This window comes from Marinobacter sediminicola (assembly GCF_031157525.1).
Lineage (GTDB): Bacteria > Pseudomonadota > Gammaproteobacteria > Pseudomonadales > Oleiphilaceae > Marinobacter > Marinobacter sediminicola.
The window spans coordinates 1-20,468 of the sequence record NZ_JAVIXR010000013.1; the positions used below are offsets into that span (position 1 = coordinate 1).

General features: G+C 49.4%; 10 protein-coding genes. 1 reads left to right on the forward strand and 9 read right to left on the reverse strand.

Going from position 1 to position 20,468, the window contains the following annotated elements; translation table 11 throughout:
• Positions 1-453: hypothetical protein (locus RG807_RS15210; RefSeq protein WP_309045651.1), on the forward strand; the 453-nt coding region annotated here is incomplete at its 5' end.
• A 365-nt stretch (positions 454-818) separates the two neighbouring features.
• On the opposite strand, the gene mobV is transcribed toward RG807_RS15210, so the two are convergent.
• From mobV to hhe, 9 genes are all read right to left on the reverse strand, one after another.
• Positions 819-1,985 carry a MobV family relaxase gene (mobV, locus tag RG807_RS15215; protein ID WP_200371528.1) on the reverse strand — a complete coding sequence of 389 codons (1,167 nt, stop codon included), beginning with the start codon at positions 1,983-1,985 and terminating at the stop codon, positions 819-821.
• Positions 1,986-2,314: 329 nt separating this feature from the next.
• A complete protein-coding gene (locus tag RG807_RS15220; protein ID WP_309045652.1) occupies positions 2,315-3,760 on the reverse strand; it encodes a YfjI family protein in 1,446 nt (481 codons plus the stop codon).
• 56 nt (positions 3,761-3,816) lie between these two features.
• Positions 3,817-4,029: a helix-turn-helix transcriptional regulator gene (locus RG807_RS15225; protein ID WP_227714970.1), complete on the reverse strand. Its 213-nt coding sequence runs from the start codon at positions 4,027-4,029 to the stop codon at positions 3,817-3,819.
• 299 nt (positions 4,030-4,328) lie between these two features.
• Complete coding sequence (locus tag RG807_RS15230; protein ID WP_200371524.1) at positions 4,329-5,582, reverse strand: tyrosine-type recombinase/integrase; 1,254 nt, start codon at positions 5,580-5,582, stop codon at positions 4,329-4,331.
• A 371-nt stretch (positions 5,583-5,953) separates the two neighbouring features.
• On the reverse strand, positions 5,954-8,977 hold the full coding sequence (locus tag RG807_RS15235) for a type I restriction endonuclease subunit R (RefSeq protein WP_309045653.1): 3,024 nt from the start codon (positions 8,975-8,977) through the stop codon (positions 5,954-5,956).
• A 175-nt stretch (positions 8,978-9,152) separates the two neighbouring features.
• The gene (locus tag RG807_RS15240; protein WP_309045654.1) at positions 9,153-10,796 is read right to left on the reverse strand and encodes a DUF8451 domain-containing protein; all 1,644 of its coding nucleotides are present in this window, start codon (positions 10,794-10,796) and stop codon (positions 9,153-9,155) included.
• Entirely contained in the window at positions 10,793-12,148 is a 1,356-nt protein-coding gene (locus RG807_RS15245; RefSeq protein ID WP_309045655.1) for a restriction endonuclease subunit S, read from the reverse strand. Before RG807_RS15245 ends, RG807_RS15240 begins: the two co-directional genes overlap by 4 nt.
• Positions 12,141-14,540 (reverse strand): type I restriction-modification system subunit M, encoded by a 2,400-nt coding sequence (locus RG807_RS15250; RefSeq protein WP_309045656.1) that lies wholly within the window; start codon positions 14,538-14,540, stop codon positions 12,141-12,143. Before RG807_RS15250 ends, RG807_RS15245 begins: the two co-directional genes overlap by 8 nt.
• Positions 14,541-14,603: 63 nt before the next feature.
• Positions 14,604-20,123 (reverse strand): DUF4011 domain-containing anti-phage protein Hhe, encoded by a 5,520-nt coding sequence (hhe, locus tag RG807_RS15255; protein ID WP_309045657.1) that lies wholly within the window; start codon positions 20,121-20,123, stop codon positions 14,604-14,606.
• Positions 20,124-20,468 lie beyond the last annotated feature (345 nt).

The window sequence follows — 20,468 nt, forward strand, 5'->3', positions numbered from 1 at the left end:
GAATCTCTCCAAATCGCCAATGACTCAAAAAATGCTGATACCAAGATTTCACGCTTAGATTTGGCCAAAGAAAGGTTGGATGAGCTAAAGGACCTAGTCAAAGAAAACCCTTGGATCAAAATCGATCAGCTTTCGGAAGTTGAACAGAACATCAGCACGTTGGAATGGGAATTCAAACAAGCCAATTATCGGGAAGCGGCAGATGGCAATATGCGTGGCCAAGCCCTTGAAAAAGAAAGGAAAATCGAGGAAGGCCTTCTGGAATATGAAAAACTTCTGGAACAGGGAGTAGATACCCCCTTTACATACCGTAGGCTCTCTATTCTGTATTCAAAGCGGAAAGACCGGGAAAATGAGCTACGTGTTCTGAGGACGGCACTAAGAAATGTACCGGTTGAAAACTCAAAACACTATCAATGGTTCGCGGAGCGTCTTGCCAAGAAGTCAGAATGAATCCCGTACAGTCAGATTGTGCCTAATATTGGAGTCGATCATCCCACCTGAATGTCCGCTTTGCGACCGAAGCGGCCAACTTATGATGTCATTACCACCACCCCCCCGGCGACTTTGTGTTTGCTGAAGAGGCTGAGCAAGTTGCGTCTTTACTACCACATAGAAAACCAGATTTGATGCAATGATGGTTCTCACCTTGCAGTTTCGTCAATTTCGCTCTGCTAATGACGCTGTAGCAACCAACTGGCACTGAATTGCCTGCCCCGTTAAATCAATCTTCCAGGGAGCTTTGCATACATGGTTTTAGACTTGCCCCCCCTGCGCTGACAATCCTATGTTTAGCCGGACTCAACATTAGAAATACATCAAACATTTTCAGGGTAAGCTGCCTGATGTTCTGATAAATCATCGCTAAGCTCAATCCATGCTCTTTTAGCTTTCACTGCTGCGCATATCTCACTCGCGTGGCTGGCGAGCTCAGACACTGAAACACCGAGGCCGCCACATAGCTCATTGAACAAAACACTGTAATTGCCAATCAGCTCCTCAGCAGCACTCAATTCCGCCAATGCCTCAAGGTAAAGCTGCTCAAAATTCGAGCTGTCACGTGAGAGTTGGCTAAGTTGACTCCGGTGCTGGCTATAGCTTTTCACCCAATCCAGTAACTCCTCAGGAGCCATACCAATATGACGGTAGGCGTCAGTGCGACAATACTCGGTTTTGTATTTGAGTTGATATTGGCGGGCGACATAAAGGGCTTTGGCTCTAGCTTCCATGATCCTTCGCGCCGAAACTTCCAACTCAGATCGTATTCTTTTCGACTCGGCTTCCGCCCATTCTTTACGATCACCAACCGTGAACAAAAACGGCGGTTGGTTAACTCGTAGAGGGGGCAATTTTATTGTCTCGCGTTTGACCTCTCCCTCCAGCAACGAGTACCACTCTCTGACTTTTTTATGTCGGGCCCTCGACTTTTTTAACCCCCGGATAAGCACCTCATCGAAACATGACATGTGTGCCGCATAATCATCTTGCAGCAAAGATAGTTTTTGGGCGCTACCGTAAAATGCCTTTGCAGAAAGCGTCGCTGTGCTATGTGCATCACGAACCACCGGGACGTGATAGGCATGAATATGAGGGCTCGTTTCATCCAGGTGCAGAGTGGCGCTCACAATATCTTCAGCCCCATACCGGCTTAATAGAAAACCCAGAGAGTGCTGGGCCCAGCTATTAATATGAGCAGGCGATTTACCGGCCCAGTATTCATCTCGAACCGTCAGCACGAACTCAACGGCCCAAACAGCATCCTTTCGGATGCTTTTTACCCCGGCATTTTTCCGCGCCTCGATCACTTCGCCAACACGGCTTTTGACCAATTCGTCAGGAGAGCGTCCCTCGCCAATCAACGCCACGTTAAGGTGTGTTTTCCGAGGATCGGCGTTGGGTGTCTCAATAACCCGTGTAACGTGAGCGCTACTAAGGGCGACGTTTGTTTTCTTTAGCTTTTTAGTTCGGAGAATTACCGCTGTCATAACTCAGCCTCTGGCTTGGGATCCCGACCGGTGAAGTGTAGTGAGTACGCTTAACAACTCTTTAGCCTCTGCTCCCTAAACCATAATTTGATAAAGCCACCCCGCAGAAGTGGCGGAAATGGCGGATTCCAGTAATTTCAATGGGTACAGGTGGCGGACGGGGTGCGGAGCGTGGCGGAAACTGGCGGAAAATAATCTCCGCCAGTTTCCGCACGAATTCCGCCAACGGCCAGGAATCTATCCTTATGATTTATATTACGTTTACTTATTTCCGCTTTATCCGCCATTTCCGCCATTCAACATCGCTAGCTGGCGACAAAGATTTCCGATTACCTAATGACTGTCCATTCGACGGGGGCACCTTTACGGCCGTGTTCCGTAACATCTACATGTCCCAATGTTTCGAGGTGTCTGAGTGTTTTTCGAATATCGGCTGCCTTTCGGTTGAAAAGCCGACGGGAGATCCTCTTAAAATCATTTGAGTGAAGAACCCCTCCGGACTGGGTAACAATCCATTCCAATAACTCTCGAGCGAGGTGATCCCTCTCCTCGTAAAAGGCTTCTTCCTCTCTGAAAGCGGTTGAGGAGAGGTAATACTTAATAAGCACAAACGCCCTCTGAACATGACTACGTTCAATTGTTTCGGCCTGCTCGATAAAAGCCAGCACTGCCGCAATACGCGCAGCGATTTCAGCGGCCTTACTTGCACTAGCTCTCATTCGTGCAAACTCACCGCCCTCCAAATTTTCTGCTTCAATCTGGTTGTAACCTTCCACCCATTCCGCAAGGGCGTTCCTTTTAATTTGCATGACCCTAGGCTCTAGTGCGCCGGTTCGCCGACACACCGGAAGTGGAGTTTTTAGTAGATGTGATAGACGGGTCGAATACGTGTCATAAGCTGGTACTTCAAATATATTGGCGCTCAATGAGTCTGGGCCAAGAAATCGCGTTCCAGCCATAGTTTTTTCGTGGCAGATAAGAAACCGGGCGAGAAACCCTTGTCCCTGAAACAGCTCATCTGACAGGATTCGCTTAGCCACTACGGGCTGCACCATCAGATGCGCAGATAGCCTCCGGCCAATTAGCTGGCCAGAGTCTGTAGTATTCGCTCTGGAGCGCGTTATTGAATCCCCGCCCCAGAGAGCCGACATCATTGCGATGGTTCGCCCTCTACTATCGTCACTCATTCCGTGACCACCAAAGAATCCAACTCCCTCATCTGAAAAAAGACCAAGGGTTGGCAGCCCATCTCGCAAATGCCCGTATATCCCTTCCGAATTCGGCTCCTGTATCAAAACGTGGGGGATTTTGGGCTCTGAAGGACGGAGTGCCTCAAGCTCCTCAAGCTGCTTTTGCAAGCTGCTCAATGCATCCTTCCCGTGATTTTGATTTTTTTTGAACTGGTTTCGACAAGCCTCGTAAGTAGTTTGCCAGGCCTCCATGGCAGCTCTGTGCTTTGGAGCGTTCGCTTCTATTTCCGCCTGTCGCTGCGTTTGCCAATGAGTGATTGGCGCCAATGCGATTTTATCTACAGAAGACTTCCGGTCGCCTGAGTCGGCAACCGTTAAAAAATAAAGCGAAACGGGGCTTCGAAGGGTATCTCCACGGCCTACGTCAATATGAGGCTGCGCAACAAGGGTAGCAGCAGCCAGGACAGACTGTGCAGCGATTCCCTTTGGTGCCTGGATTGCACCGGAAATGGCTATCGCCGCCTCGCCCAAAATCGGCCCCAACGCCTCAATCGGGTATTCTAGGTCTGGCTGGGGATCTACCAAGAAGCGTGAATTATCCCTGCCTTCCCGCTCAAGCTTGAGTACATTAGCGTTAGGCATCACATACCCCCCTCTTGTGCTCTCGCAACCCAGGCCTCAAGTGCTTTTAACGTATACCGAACACTCCGTCCGAAGCTGACGTACGTAGGTGCAGGTAACCCGGCAAGCGTTCCTGTCCAGCGGCTTTGTCGTATCGTGATGGGGCTAAACCCAAGATAGTAAGCAGCTTGGCGCTCGGTGAGATATCGGTTTTCAAACAACTCGTCACGCATTCCAATTCTCCTGAAAAGACCGGCGAGCTGAGCAACCACCACCATTGTGTTTTTTCTATCCGCACAATAAAGTGGCGACTGGCTATGATTCAAAAAGTGTGGCAACACTTCTTAGATCCACAGCCAAGGTCGGCTAAGCCGGCTAAATCTTGGGGAGGTTGACGCGCGTCCGGCAAGACACTCCTCGTCATCCTCCCCAACCCTTTGAGTCTCTCGATATATCTCGAGATCTACTCAATGCTACCAGAGGAAAACGTCGGAATTTGCCTGTGTACACACTCGCAGAATGTGGCGAGAGCTTATGCCTGGTGGATTTTCTCGTGAACCAAAACGCCCCAGGAATTTAGAGCTTTTTTCTGCTCTTCTATGAGCTGAGCACGCTGGTATGTGTCTTCAAGCCGGTCCTCACTCAGATGATTGAGAATTCGCCTGATGATGTGAGGAGGAGTGCCGCAGTGCTCTCCGAGGCCAGTAGCAACCGTTCGTCGAAGATCATGCACAGAGAATCGTTTCATGCCAGCCAATGGCGCGCTTTCATCAAGCGTTGCTGTTTTGACACCTTGTAGGCGAGCAACCGCCGTCGTCAGGGAAGCTGGAAGGATAGGTTGATCCTCCAATCGGGCACTCTGGAAAACGAACTCCGACTCCCGCGGCAAGGACTCGAGAATGTCCAAGAGCGCATCAGAGATATGTAGCACATGAGCGCGGCGACTTTTTGTCGTATTGGCCGGCAAAGTCCAAAGGCGTCGCTGTAGGTCGACATCGTTCCAGCGCGTTTGACAAAGCTCTCCTCGGCGCATTCCGGTCAACAAGAGAGCCCTCAAAGCTGCGCCAACAGAAGCAGACAAATCGTTTTCTTCGATCGCCCACCACAACAGTTTGATCTCGTCTAATGATAGATAACGTTCACCAGCTTGGCCTTTAGAAGCACCCAGTTTCGATGGTTCAAGGCCAAAAGCTGGGTTGTGATCAACCTGCCCTCTCACCTCGGCCAAATTGAACATCCCATTGAATATGGTAAGGCACTTTCGTGCTTGCTCCCGGCTATGTCGCTCCGCAACATCAGAAACAAGAGACGTTATCATTTGTCTTGAGATGGAGTTTACTAAAAGGGATGCAACTCGGTGCTGAAGATACTTCTGCCAGCGCCAAATGGTCTGTATAACAACAGTTTCTGAGGGAACTCGTTTAGTGCGAGAAGATGGGGTAGAGCTGTATATCTTTATCCAGGCATCGAACAACTCTTGACCTGTCCAAGTCTGCTCCGCAGCGAGCTTGGCTTGGCGGAATACTCGCTTAGGATTTAACCCATCAGATAAGTGTGCCCGCGCCTCTCCATGGGCATCCCTGGCTTGCTGGAGGGTCATAGTTGGATAGCGACCCAAAGCGAAAGCATCTTGCTTGCCCTGAAATCGGTACCGATAGAACCAGGTTTTGCTGGCTTTCACAGAGACGCGTAACGCCAGTCCTCCTCCATGAGGAGATCGCACCGACTCCCAAAACACAGAATCCTTAGGCTTTAGAGAAGCAACTTGCCGATCGGTCGTAATCAATAGAGTCTTCCTCTGGATCAGAAATTATAACCACAACCGTAACCACAAAATGAGTGTATAGAGGGAGATAACCAAAGACAACACCATATCGAAAAACGATGCAACTCGCTGTTTTTATGGTATTTATATGATAGCAGAAGATATTAAAACGAGTTAGACTATCGCCCTCCGAAGGCAGGGGTCACAGGTTCAAATCCTGTCGGGCGCGCCATATTTTTCAAGGCCTTACGTGAAAACGTAGGGCCTTTTTATTTGGCTGTGTCCAAATTGTGTCCATGGTGTGTCCACGGTTTTAAATCAACTTTTCGTGGAGCGGTGTTTTTGACCCTTGCCGTATTTCGGCACAGGTCGATTTGGACACAGACTGTTTCCTACCCAATCGCATTTCTCATATTCTGCTGCATCGACGATTTAAACGCCGAATCACTGGCAATAAGGCGGTATAACTCCATATCCTGCCGACGGCGTTTGAGCATCACTTCCTCAAAAATCTTCTCGAACGCAAGAGAGCGATTATCTGCGTCTTGGTTGCTACGGTATTTGGTTTCGAAGTCTGGGTGCTCCTGAATGGTTTGCATAATGCTCAGGAACTTCACTCTCTGCTCCTCGGGAGTTGCCTCCCAGCCTTGGAACCAACGCTCGTTAAAGCTCTGGATAATCTGGTCTAGCGGATCGGTTTCCTGTTCTCCCCCATGGGCCCCACGGGGATTCGGATTGGCAGGATTCAGTTCGCTGTCAGCCTCATCATCCAGGCCAATACCGTAATTCAGCTTGACCCGTTCCAGACCATAGGAAGACAAGTCTACAGAGTTAAGAAGTGCATCAATTTTATCTGCATCCTTATCTTTCACTTTTAGCTTCGGAATCAGGAACTTCAGAAACCAGAAGAGCTTCTCCCAAGCAATTATCTCGAAGGGCATGATGGATGCCACTTGCCCATATATTTTCACAAACTGCTTGGCCTTGATTTTAAAGTCAGCCTTTTCCTCTTCTTCCAAATCCAGCTCGCTATTAAACCGTTCCGCTGCCGTATCAATAATAGGGCTGAGTTTTTGCGCGTCGGCATTACCAAAATACAGGCTGATGAATTCTTCAACTTCTGGCCAGTCGTAAACCCCTACGTCTTCCAGGTTGTCTTTCAACTCGTGGAGAACGTTGATGTCAGTGGCCTCAGATAAACTGGTAGCGGTGTAAAAGGGATCAAAGGCGGCTTTGATGTCATCCACATCGTTGAAAAAATCCAGAATGAACAAATCTTCGGTTTTCTTGCCCCATTTGGGTGCCGCCCGATTCAAGCGAGACAGCGCTTGCACCGCCAGAACACCTTGCAGCTTTTTATCCACATACATGGTGCACAGCTTGGGTTGGTCAAAACCGGTCAGATATTTGTTCGCGACCACCAGTAACCGGAATTCGTCCTTGTCGAATTGCACGCGGGTTTCAGATTCTGCAAAGCCATTCGCTTGTGCTTCAGTATACTCAATACCATCTACTTCTTTGGTACCCGAGAAAGCAACCAGCACTTTAAAGGGGTGCCCACGTTTTTCTAACAAGCCGGCAATTGCTTTGTAATAACGGATGGCAGATTCAATATTCTGAGTGACCACCATGCCCTTGGCTTTGCCCTTAAGCCGCTTGCTGTTTACGACTTGCGAAATGAAGTGTTCCAGCATGATCTCTGCTTTTACCGCAATCGTTTGCGGATGGCGCTCCACGTACGCTCTGAGCTTTTTCTGTGCCTTGGCGGTATCGAACAGCGGGTTATCTTTTATGGACTTCTGGATCTCGTAATAACTGCGGTACGTGGTGTAATTGGCAAGTACATCCAGAATAAAGCCTTCCTCTATCGCCTGCTTCATGGAGTACAGGTGAAACGGTTGGAAGCTGCCGTCTGGCTGCAGCTGACCGAATTTTTCTAGGGTGCTGTTCTTGGGTGTGGCGGTGAACGCAAAGTATGAGGCATTACCCCGCATCTTGCGGGACTGCATGGCAGTGAGAACCTTGTCCTGGGCGTCGTCCGCGCCCTCTTCGCTCGCGCTCTGCCCCATTGCCTGATTCATTTTGCCGTGGGCACTGCCATCTTGTGAACCGTGGGCTTCGTCGATGATGACGGCGAAGCGCTTATCGCTCATGTCTTCGATGCCATCGATAATGAACGGGAATTTCTGGATGGTGGTGATAATGATTTTCTTGCCCTGCTCCAACGCCTGCTTAAGATCGGCAGACTTCATAGCAGGCGCAATGATGTTCTTTATCTCTGAGAAGTCCCGAATGTTCTCTCGCAACTGTTTGTCTAACAAACGTCGGTCGGTTACCACAATCACAGAATCAAACAGCGGCACTTCAAGCCCTTTCGCGCCGGGCACCTCAAGGGATACAGGGTAAGTTTCAATCAACTGGTAGGCCGCCCAAGTGATTGAATTAGACTTACCGGAGCCTGCAGAGTGCTGTATCAGATAGGTCTGGCCCGCGCCTTGCTCACTGGCATGGGTTATCAGTTTGCGCACGACATCCAGCTGTTGGTATCTGGGGAAAAACAGCGTGCGCTTGCTCAAAGGTGTTTTGCTGGTGCCATCCAATCGGACGAAGTGCTGAACGATGTTGGCAATACTGGCTCGACTGAAGACTTCTTCCCAAAGGTAAGCGCTTTTATGGCCGTTAGGATTTGGCGGGTTGCCGGCCCCATGATTATGCCCTTTGTTAAAAGGCAGGAAAATGGTCTTTTGCTCCGCCAACTTGGTGGTCATATAGACCTCATCGGTGTCCATCGTCATATGAACCAAGCAACGACCGAACTGTAGCAATGTCTGGCTGGTGTCCCGATCCTGCCGATATTGCCTTTGGCCATGAAAACGAGCAGTTTGCCCAGTCCATGGGTTCTTCAGCTCCAGAGTGACGAAAGGCAGGCCGTTGAGAAAGAGCACCATATCGATCTCTTCCAGCGTGTTGGTCATCGAGTAACGCACCTGCCGGGTACTGCTAAAGATGTTTTGCTGAAAGTTCTGTTTAACCTTGGCGGAACTACTGGCTAAGGGCGCCGGATACATCAGATGGAAGTGCACATCGTCGATATCCAGCCCCCGCTTCAGGAGATGCAAAGTTCCGTATTTTTTCGCTAACTTATCAAAGCGATCAAGAATTCGAGTTTGCCAGTTGTCGTAGCGCTCTTTCAGGCGGGCCAACTCTTCGGTTTGAGTGGCTTCCAGAAACTGCCACAGAAAGCGGGTATCAACCGCATAGCGCGCATTGAAGTCACTCGCCTGGCCTAGCCGATAACCGTGATGCTGGCTGAATGGCACCGCCTCCTGCACACTCCGCTGTTCTTCCAGGCTGGTGCCGGTAAGGAACTTCTCGATGCTCGCTTCCAGTGCCTGTTCGTTGGTTTGGCTGGCCATACTGCTCCCCGCTCTTCTCTGGCGCTTCATTCAGTCAAATGAAGCGCCAGAGATATCCCTTTGTTTTTAATATATTTTATCAATTATCGGATCGTCAAAAAACCGCACAATCAAATGAGACGAACCGAAAAACCCACCCCGAGAACGTCTAGCAATGTCTAAAAATATCTAAAAATTATTGTTTAGACATTCTCCAGACCTTACCCTCGATTACTATATCTCCCTGATTCTTAAGGGCTTGAAGGAGATTCTTTATCTTATTGGCTTTCTGATGCTCGTCTAAAACGTCTGGCAGTTTGTCTAAAAGCAGGCGATCAATATCAGCCCGGCGCGCTTCTCCAAATCTCTCAATGAATTCACAGATAAGCCCTTTGTAGTGCTGGTCGTCAAACCCGCGATTACGGATATACTCTGCTTTATCACCACTTTGTTTGGCGACATGGGCCGAAATATGGAGATTCGGCTTGCGCCCCTCCACCAGGCCCTGCTGCTTGAGATAACGAATCTGTTCAGACGTTAGTGGTTTTTTCTTTTGAACCCGATCCAGAAGAATGATGTCATCCAGAGACAAGTTAGGCAGTTCTGCCAGCTTTCGGGCATAACTCAAATCCAGAACCCGGCCAGTTATCGTGACCTGAACCATTTCCCGATCAAACTGGTATTCCGGTAGCGGAAAGAACCGATTCTTTTGCGTAACAAACATCTTTCGAATGCCGCTACCAATGGTGTCGATCATGTTCAGGTTTACCATCGCCTCAGCGAGGAACCTGTTTCTGTATCGATTTTCGGGAGCGTCCGAGCGGATGACCTCTTCGACTGAACCCGGTATGAAACTGCCGGAGTTGCTGAAGCACAACCGACCATCCTCAAACTCAATGACCGACACCTTCCCGCCCAGCTCATAATCCTGATGGGCAATGGCGTTATTAAGCGGCTCTCGAATCACAAAAGGGTCATACTGATCCACTTCTTCCGGAAACAGGCTACCCTCGGCCATATAGCGATATTTGAGGTTTCGGATCTTCTTGTAAACCTGGTCAGCATTGACCAATAACGGACAAGTAAAGTGCTCGTAGTCTTTCTCAATGCCATCCCGATCCTTCAGTATCCAGGTAATGGTTGCCGTGGCAGGGTTTAGAAAGTGCGATGACTCTGGCTTTCCTAGCAGTAGAATAGCGGTTCGAGTAACTCTCCCCTTAATCGTGACCTTAGCCTTATTAAGGAACGTTTGGTTATCCCAGCCATCCATTTGATCCGCCAGTTTTGGATGCTTTTTTGCGTATTCCTCCCGGGCAAGCTCGATAGCCTCTTCATCCAGATCCTCCAAACTTGCACCGTGACAAATACCCACACTCCAGTCCGCCGTTCGGTTCTGATTCCGGATTCGTTCCAGCTCATCCAGTGACAGCGGCACCAAAGACTCATGATCACGGCCATAAAAGTGTCCGGCCCATGCGACAGGAATACCCTGAGGCGCGGGAGATATTTCGAAAAGCAGTACACGGCCTTCCGGGTGACTCACTGTGTGGATGTCGAGAAAGGTCTGACGGGGCATGACTTGATCGGCAATCTCTTTCTTGAGTGATTGCAACTCCCGGCCTCTGTCTCGATAGCGGGTGCCGACAACGTTCCGTTTATCATCTACCCCAAAAACCAGCCAGGCAGAAGGCTTTCCATTTAAGTTAGCCTCGTTACTCAAGGCGGAAAAGTATTTACCAAGCTTGCCCAGATCAAAACTAGTTCTGGCCTCCTTGAACTCCATCAGTTCATTCTCGCCGTCGCCTTCCAATAGCTCCTGTAGCTTCTCCGCTGGTGTCACAGACACGCCTCCCTGGCATCAAGCTGATTCGCAACATGGGTGGGTTCCACCACTCCTGGCACCTTGATCTTGCCTGTGACGGCGCTGTTGATCAGGGTGGCTTTGTATTCTTTGAGTTTGGTGATTTGCCGCTCAAGTAATGCGCATGCACCATCTATTTTCGTGGAGTTGGTTTCTATGAACTTAAGAATTTCCCTTTGCTCCTCAATAGGTGCAATTGGAATAGGCATCTCAAAAAGTTCGGTTGTGTAAAGCCTTATCAACCCTTCCACGATGCCCGTTGCTCGCACAATAAATTGCCCGATGTATGCAGGGTGACGAAATAAATGCTCAAGAAACTTGGCATCCTCAATAAAGTCTTTCAGTGTGTAGACAGCATAATCCGGACTAACAATACCTTTAAAAGTAATACTGCTTTTGAAAAAAACACCTAAATGAGCTTTTAGCTTATTAAAAACCAAATCGTTTTGATGAACTATTTTGTTATCGATTTTGCTTAATGCCACTTCCGCTTTCTCATGATATTCGGAGCGAACTACCAGCCCGTGCTTCTGGCTGACCATGAGTAGAGGCTCCTCACCTGTTTGTGAGCGCTCGTTCCGCTCATCCAACACATACTTGAGCCTTTTCAGCTGCCAATGCGCCGGAATTTCCCCAATCCACTCCACACCGGAATCTCGCATGGGTGCATTTGAATTCAGGCCCCGAGTCACAGCATTCTGGATCAGGATCTGTTTGCGCTCTTTTAGCAGAGTGATTTGTTGCTCTTTGACGCTAATAGTTTCATCGATTTGGTTGGTTTTTTTATTCAGGTAATCAACAATAGCAAGCTGCTCACTAATGGGCGGCACCGGTAGCTCTAAAACCGAAAAGTCCTTGAAACGGAAATCTGTTGAACGCTCTCGAATCCCTTTTGCCAAAGATAGCAGATAACCAGTAGAAGCTAGGTCTCGCATAAAATAAGCAAAGTAATACGAACTTACTGAATTAGCAGCTTTCGGTGTACAAGCTGAATACACAGGTGAAGATTTACCATCAGCGTCTGAGACACCAACCGCCCCCGCAAAAGCATCCATTGCATGTATTACGAGATCCCCCTTTCTTATACCTTGGTAACCGTGCTCATGAAGGGCGTTTGTGAAGCCGTCAGTCCTCCGGTTTTTTCGTAAAGTCACTTGCCCATTTCTGAAACAGGTCACGACCTCGTCCAAGTCACTTACGGGTCTATCTTCCTTTCGGAACAGCCATTTTCCTTTATTAATTTCCCAGTGAGCCGGAAGCGTATTAAGGTAATCGACCCCAGTTTGAACGTATGAGCGGTAATGGGGAGCGCTATTCTGGGGTTCAGTCATTTTTGACTCCCGAAACGACCTCAACGTGAAGGCCCAAAACCTCCGCAATCAACCCTTCAGCCTGCCGCTCCAAAGCCACAATATCCTGCGCCACTTCTTCCATGCTCCGCAATGGCTGGTGCTTGTAAAAATATTTATTAAAGCTGATTTCATAACCAATTTTCACCGAATCGAGATTAATCCAAGCCTCACTCACATGGGGCTTAACCTCATCAAGAAAAAACTGATGGATATCGCGTTCCAGAGGAATACTTTCACTGTCGCGCAGATCGCTGCTGGATTCATAGGTGATATATTCCCCCGCTTTACCTGTGGGGTAATAACCAAAATCAGGCAAGCTGTCCTGGTCGCAAGCCAAATGAGCCAGCAGGCTTTTCAGTTTCTCGCTACTGAGCTTTTCTACCTTACGGATAACCTTCTCCGCGGTTTCGTCATACCAACTAACCGCATTGAGAATTTGGTTCTTGTCACTCGTGCTGGGTTTGATGCCGGTATCTTTAGCTAGGGCTTTCAGCTCCTGATCTACCGCCACTTTAAAGCGGTTATAGTCGCTGAAAGTTTCTGTACCTATGGTGTCCATCAAATAGCTGGCCACTTTCACCAAGGTTGCGTGTTTTTTCCAGGTCTCGGGGCTCAGCAGCTTCTTGCGCTGCTTGGCGTTGAGGTTCAGGTCTTGCTCCTCACACCACTTAACAATGTCCTTTTCCTGTGCTTTCAAGGCGCCGGCTTCGTAGATGCCCTCACCCCACTGTTGATAGGCCCACTCCATGGGCTCACGCAATGTTTTATCAAAGCGCAGGGTTTCAATGCGCTCCTTACTGAACTGCGCCATGCGACGATCCGGGCGTTCAATAGTGACTTTGTGATAGCCAAAATCGCTATTATCGAACACTTGCGCAGCAATGCCATCACCGCCTGCAGGGCGCTCAATACTGGCCAAATCTAAATAGGCCTGAATAATTTCGGCAATGTGTTCTGGTGCAAATTCGCAGTTTTTGTTGCCCAGATTCTTGCGCAGCTTTCGGAACAGTAAACTGGCGTCAATCAGCTGTACCTTGCCACGGCGATGCTCAGGCTTGTTATTAGAAAGCAGCCAGATGTAAGTGGTGATGCCGGTGTTGTAGAACAAGTTGTTAGGCAGCTGGATGATGGCTTCCAGTAGATCGTTTTCGATAACGTGGCGGCGAATATTACTTTCGCCACTGCCCGCATCGCCGGTAAACAGGCTGGAACCGTTGTGCACAGATGCAATGCGGGATCCCAAAGCGCCGTTACCTGGCGCTTTCATTTTGCTGATCATTTCCATTAAGAACAGGAGCTGGCCGTCGCTGGAACGCGGTATTGCATCGGCCTCCTCGTTATTACCCCAGTAGTCTGCGAGGGTGACTTTGAAACGAGGGTCCAGAACATCGCCGCCTTCCTTGATGAACTTCTGCTCACTGCTCCAGCTTTTACCGTAGGGCGGGTTAGAGAGCATGAAATCGAAACGGGTGCCAGCAAACTCGTCTGTCGACAGGGTGGAGCCCGGGCGAATGTTGGCCGGGTTGTTCCCTTTTATCATCATGTCAGATTTGCAGATGGCGTAGGTTTCGTCGTTAATTTCCTTACCGTACAGGTGAATATCACGCTGGGTTGCGGGGTTCGGATACTTCTCTTCAACAAAGTTCTGGGACTCTGTAAGCATTCCACCGCTGCCGCACGCAGGGTCGTAGATGGTCATCACCGGCGGCAAGATGTCTTTAACCGGATCAAAAACCAGATGAGTCATTAGCTCAATCACTTCCCTTGGGGTGAAGTGTTCACCCGCTTCTTCGTTGTTGTCTTCGTTGAACTTGCGGATCAGCTCTTCGAACACATACCCCATACCCAGATTAGTCAGGCCGGGCAGGCGGTTGCCCTCCGGATCATCGATTTCATTTGGGGTTAAGTTGATGTGGGGAGAAGTGAACTTTTCTAACACGTCCAGCAGCACATCTTTGCTGGCCATATGTCGAACCTGGGACTTCAGGTTGAACTTGCTAACAATTTCTTTGACGTTGCTACTGAAGCCGTCAAGGTACTCTTCTACGTTGGCCAACAGGATCTGCTGGTTGTTGGTGGCGGTCTTGTAGAGTTTTTTCAGGGTCCACTTACTGGTGTTGTAGAACACGTACCCAGAAGCCGCTTTTAATGCACTTTCGTCCAGTTCTGTAAATTTCATTTCGTCTTGCTGGAACGCCACTTCACCCATAACGGCTTCTTTGCTGGGCTCCAGTAACGCATCGAGGCGGCGCAAAACGACCATTGGCAGAATTACATCGCGGTATTTTCCTCGCACATACACATCGCGCAAACAGTCGTCGGCAATGGACCAAATAAAGGACACTAATTTGTTGTGGACGACCTGATTCACTTATAAAACTCCGTAATTAATCATGTGGCGCGCGTAGTAAAAATTGAGAGGCGATTAAACAGTTCAGTCGAGCAAATCGCCTTGGGCCACTTCTGATCCCGTGACAATATCCAAAACCTGATTCAGAAAAGCCTTAGCCTCTTTAGGTTCGGTCGATCTCCGCAAGTACTCCGGGATCATCTCAACAAACTCAGAAGAGGATACAGGCTCGTGTTCGACTAATGCCTCCATCATTGCTGGCCGCAGCAGGCGACGGTCCTTTGGGGTATTTGGGAATTGTTTAGCAATGATGGTTGAGCCAAAGGCTTCAAGCCGGCCTCGCAAGTCCAACTCGCTGTCGAGCACTTCAGAGACCTCATCCACAGAGTCCACTTCAGCAACCTCAAACTCCTGAACGGCTTCAACATCAAGTTCGAAGGGCTTCGCGTCCACTGGCACTGCCGTTTTTAGCTCATGCAGTTCCCTTATTATCGGCTCAAGCTCACCCTTGGGATTACTGAACCAATCCGTCGACCAGATACGGCGAATACGCCAGCCAAGTCGTTCCAGTACCTCCTGACGCAAGCGATCCCGGTCCCGGGCTGACTTGGCAGAGTGATAGGTTGCACCGTCGCACTCGATCCCCATCAAGAACCGCCCCGGTTTACCGGGATCTTTTACTGCCAGATCAATAAAGAAGCCTGCGACACCTACTTGTGCCTCACACTCAAAACCAGCCTGATGAAGCGCTTCAATGACAGAGACCTCAAAATCACTATCCGGCGCTTTACCCGTGTGGATCGGAGTGCCATCCATGTTGCCCTTCTCGGCATAATCCAGGAAGTTTCGAAGGGCGATAACACCGCGTTTCGACGTCTCCGAGATCAGTATGTCGTCTGAGCGCATGGAGCTGAAGATATGCATCCGTTTCTTTGAACGGGTAAACAGCACGTTCAAACGCCGCCAGCCCACGTCTGAGTTGATTGGGCCAAACCGCTGATAAACTCGCCCACCCACTTCGCCGGGACCGTAGGTACAAGAAATAAAGATCACGTCTCGCTCATCACCCTGAACGTTCTCCAGGTTCTTGATGAACAGGCCGTCTTCCATATTACGAAGGCCATCGACAGCATCAGAAACTGCATCGTCTGCCTTGCACTCCTCCTCCACTGCACGCTCTATCTGCTCGCGCTGCTTTGAACTCATCGCAACAATGCCAAGCGACTCATTGGGGTGATTGAGCGCATGCTTTACAACAGCTTTTGCGACAACACCTGCTTCCTCGACATTATATTGGTTAACAAAACGCCCACCTCTGACATAACTGAACTTAACGCCGTATTCCACAGACTTGGCGTGTGGGGATGGGAAAATGACAAGGTCATTGTTATAAAAATTGCGGTTCGAGAAGGCAATCAGGCTCTCGTGCTGTGAGCGATAGTGCCAGCGCAGACGTCGCATTTTGAAAAGAGGCATAGCTGCATCAAGAATACTGTCTGTCTGTGCCAGCGCCGCGCTTTCATCATCATCGTCGTTCATATCCTGACGATCGAAGAAGCTGGTAGGCGGGAGCTGCTTTGGATCCCCTACTACCACAAGCTGTGCGCCACGAGCGATAACGCCGAGCGCATCTTCGGGTTTAACCTGAGAGGCCTCATCCATAACGACCAGATCAAACTGCAGGTGACCAGGTTTAAGGTAGTGAGCTGCAGACATTGGCCCCATCATGAAACAAGGTTTCAACGCCAGCAGAGCGTTACTTGCGCGGTTAACGAGCTGGCGAATTGGAATATGCCTTGTCTTTTTTCCAAGCTCGTTCTCAATCAATGCCATTTCGGTGTATTCAGACTTCCGGCCGCCAGCATTTCCACCTGGGACATGCCGCTCTGCCAAAGCACTGGCAATACGCTGGCGCTGCAATTTCTTCAGCTTTTGGTCGTACTCTCGGAAAGTACCTTGGATCGCCTCTTGGCCCTTACCAGAAACACGAGAAAGGTGTGGCCGCGCTGAGAGAATTTCTCTGGACAGCTGGTCATAAACTGCCAAATCCAAGGCTTCGCCTGCACTTTCAATATCGAGCTTACCGCTTGTCACCATGCGCCAGAGTGGCTCCAGGCCCTGCACCTGCATTTCGTTTCTAATGCGAACGAAGTTGACCCAGTCATTCAACCATTCTGGCTTTTGTATCGCGGAGAGATTCCTTTGAAGGAGTTCTTCGATATTCCACTCAGGTTTGGCTAACCACTGAGCGGGGTTGAGCTCCGTCCTGCTCTTGAACTGTTCATAGTTTTCTTCTTGGCCACGCCACGCGGCAAGATAGCCTGCCGCTTCAGCTTTAAGGCTCTCATACTCTTCATGAGTTTTAACCGAGAGGATAGCCTGCCTCAGCGGCTCAAACCGAAGCTTACGCCGAACATAGCTGGCGAAATCCAGTGTTTCCCGAATAGACTCAACGGCTTCTTTATTGTCGGCGTTTGGCCCGATCGACAATTCGACTTGCGGCGCAAAAAGATCATGAAGGAGGTTGCTGTCTTTAAACCGTGCCTGATCGTTTTGCAGCGCTCTTAACTGATCAACACGACTTTCTACTTCTTCAACAGAGAGGTTGCTCTCTTTAAACCATTGCTGAATTATTCGAACCTCAGCTTTCAGTCGTTTGTGTTCTGTGAGCAGTGATCCCTGCTCACCAGTGAGACTGTTGTTTCGATCGAGCTCTTGATCGATGTTTGGAATGACCGCCCGAACGTCATCCAATGCGTCTAGTATTTTTCGTAATCCTCCGGTGAAGCCCTTTTGCTCAAGTTGCTGAATGCCTTTGAACAGTTTCGCATCAAGGGAGAGGATGCAATCACCAACGGGGACGGTCTTACCAAAACCTATTCCATAGGCGCTACGAACCTGCTTGTACCAATTCCTGAGTTTTTTCAAACTATCAACGTCGGTCTCTAGCCCTTTAAACTCGGGGCCTATTTGTCGCTGATAGAGTGCCGAATCGAAAGCTTCCAGAGCCGTCGCATACTCAACCACCTCTCCAGTAACTGCGCTAAGCTCCGCTATTTTCAGGTATGGCTTACTTGCCAATGCCTTCAACCGTTTACGAGCTTGCCACCAGTCTCCCGAGAACCATTTACCCATCCCCTTTCGCAGTGTTTGGGCATGTATGGCCTTTAATTCTCCAGAATCAGGCAGTCTCTCAAGATCAAAAGGTTCAGCGATGGTCTCTCGCAGGGGGCGCAAATGGTTCAGTTTCTCTTCAAGCTCCACAAGAGTTGCATCGAAGTTGTCTTCGTCGAAATGCTCAGAACGCTGGCTAATCAGCGTGCTATCAAGTTCATCGATCAACGCAATCATCTTGATTGTTGCGCCAAGGCCCTCAACAGTCGGGCCAAAATGCTCACTCAATGGCGCTGGTAGCGCAGCCCCTAACTCCTGTAGCTGCCGAATAAAAGGTGCCAGTGCAGTCTCAATTTTCTCAAGCTTTACGATACCGCGAACAATTTCTGAGAAGCTCGCGTTACGCCCAGCACCCGTCAGCCGGTGTATATCCGGGAAGGCAGGTAAAGCCACACCATCAACGAGTGTCGATAATTTTTCCGAGAAGATGTCTTTTGAAAGCTCCTCGTAGTCTTCCTGAATCTCGCGGTGAAGGTGCAGCAGCGTCTCAACTCTAGACTGGGTTATCAGGTCGAGTCGGTCCAGTGCTTGGAACAGCTCTTTGCGAGAGAGCTCGGGCAAATCGCTAAGATCCAAAGCCAATGATTCGCAGCTTTCCAAACCCAACAAACTTGAATCATCGAAGGCCAGGGCTTTTGCGACTTTCTGATTTTGCTCTATCAAAAGCTCTAACGACTGCTGCCACTCTTTTAGGACGGATACTATTTGGCCTGAGTCGAAAAGCTGAATCGCTGTACTTTCAACGCCAGACCAAGGGTGGTCATGAAGGCTAGCAGCCTGCCCGACCTGCTCTATCATCGCACGATAAATTTTCTGGAACTCGCTGACCTGATCAACAAGCTTCAGCCGATTCACCTCGGTAAGCTCACCTCCAGAGAGGCCAGCAATATGGACATCGGTCGGGTTGATTTCTAACTGTTGGCGGTAGCGCGCAGCTCCACTGAAGATTTCATGGATTGTGCGATTCGTTTTCGCCCAGGGCTCGTTGATCTCCTTCGCATAGCTGTTAAGACGCTCTTTGTACTCTTCGTAACGAGTAACTTCTGCGTCAATGTTCTGCGTGGAGATTAAGTGCTTCTGTTTAACAACACGGGCGCCGATATCGTCAAGCACCTTTCGCTTTTGCGATTTGTGGCTGTGGAGTTCAAGACAGAAATCGCCTAGTCCAGCCTTATCAAGACGGGCTTTAACCACATCAAGAGCCGCCATTTTCTCCGCGACGAATAGGACTTTTTTCCCGCTCAGCATGGCCGCGGCGATCAAGTTGGTTATGGTTTGCGACTTGCCAGTCCCTGGAGGGCCTTCAATAACCAGGTTTTCGCCATTTATTGCGTCAATCAATGCGCTGTGTTGGGAGCTATCAGCGTCATCGATTAACGGATAAAGGTCATGGATCTGTTTGACGTCATCAATATAATGCTCTCCGCCGCTTCCTCGCCCCTCACCCCCAGAACTATTCTCTGAGCTTTTAAAAAAGCGCTGAACAATCGGGTGTTTGATAAGATTTCGGTCATCAAGCGGCCAACGCTCTGGATCCAAATCCAGATACATCAGCATTTTTCCAAAATTCAAAAGGGCAAGTGCGCCATAGCGCCGAACAGACCATTTAGGTTTCGTAGCCTTGATCAGCGTGGCAACGTGATCGAGATAATCTTCGGGAGACTCGCCCTCCCCGACTTCCGGCAATGCGAGGCCGAAATCAAGAGCGAGTTTTTCTTTAAGCGACAGGTTGGGGAGAATATCTTCACCGGTATAACTCACGGTGTACTGATAGGTTCCGCTGTTGTGATCAAGCTTCCCACGACTTAGATGCACCGGAACCGTAAACAGTGGCGCAAGCCTGGTTTTTGAGGAGTCATCGTTTTCTGCCCACTCCAAAAACCCAAGCGACAAGTAGAGAATACTGGCGCCCATTTCCTCTATTGCAGTTTGTGCTTTACTCCTAATCGCACGCAGTCTGGATTCCATTTCCGGCGGATAAAGCAAAACCTGAATAGCATCATCCTGGTGTTTATCATCACCTGGGGCATCCTCTTCCCGTGGCAACTCATAACCAACATCAAAACCGAGTACTTTGGCCCACTCTCGCGCGTCGGGGCTGGGCTTTAACTGCCGCTCTTCACCGCTGTCCTCGTCGACCTCAAGGTAGCCATGCTTGATCAATTGCTCCCGAGTAGGCGGAGGGACGGGTTTGAACTTGAGTTCTCGGTCAGCAAGAAGTTCGTCGCATAGCTGATTTGGCACTTCATCAATGATCCGTAGCGCTGCCCCCTTCTGCTGTATGGGAAAATTCAACAACCTGTTTCGGGCCGTAAGATCCAGAAGTTTTTTACGCATGAGCTCTAAAGACTCAAGTACGAAAGGATCTGCCGAGCCAAGGAAGCTTTCCACTGTTTCGCGGCCTTGCTCTGTAGTCTTCAGTTCACTCAATTTCGTTATCCTTTTCGAAACCTTAAGTTTTTGCTCATGTAACTCAACCAAGCCAGCTCTTGGTTGAGGCAGCTCTGTTTGAGCACCTGAAACATCATCATTAGCAACCATGAACAGCTCAACCCGACGCTTGAGCTGTTTGGCTGCACTCGTTTTTCGAAATTTCAGCTCGAAGAGGACTACTTTAAGAAGGGTTTTATCCTGCTTACTCGCATTAACGAGTTCAGTCAATTTCGAAATATCTAACGCGAGATATGGCCTCCGTTCCATAATGCCCCTGCCACAGCTTAGGTTGTAGGATTGGATTGTCACGAATGTGTGATGTTTTGCTACAGCGTAACAAAA

Coding starts and splice junctions, on each gene's coding strand:
- mobV (WP_200371528.1), bottom strand. CDS start 1,985: ATGACAGCGGTAATTCTCCGAACTAAAAAGCTAAAGAAAACAAACGTC.
- RG807_RS15225 (WP_227714970.1), bottom strand. CDS start 4,029: ATGCGTGACGAGTTGTTTGAAAACCGATATCTCACCGAGCGCCAAGCT.
- RG807_RS15235 (WP_309045653.1), bottom strand. CDS start 8,977: ATGGCCAGCCAAACCAACGAACAGGCACTGGAAGCGAGCATCGAGAAG.
- RG807_RS15245 (WP_309045655.1), bottom strand. CDS start 12,148: ATGACTGAACCCCAGAATAGCGCTCCCCATTACCGCTCATACGTTCAA.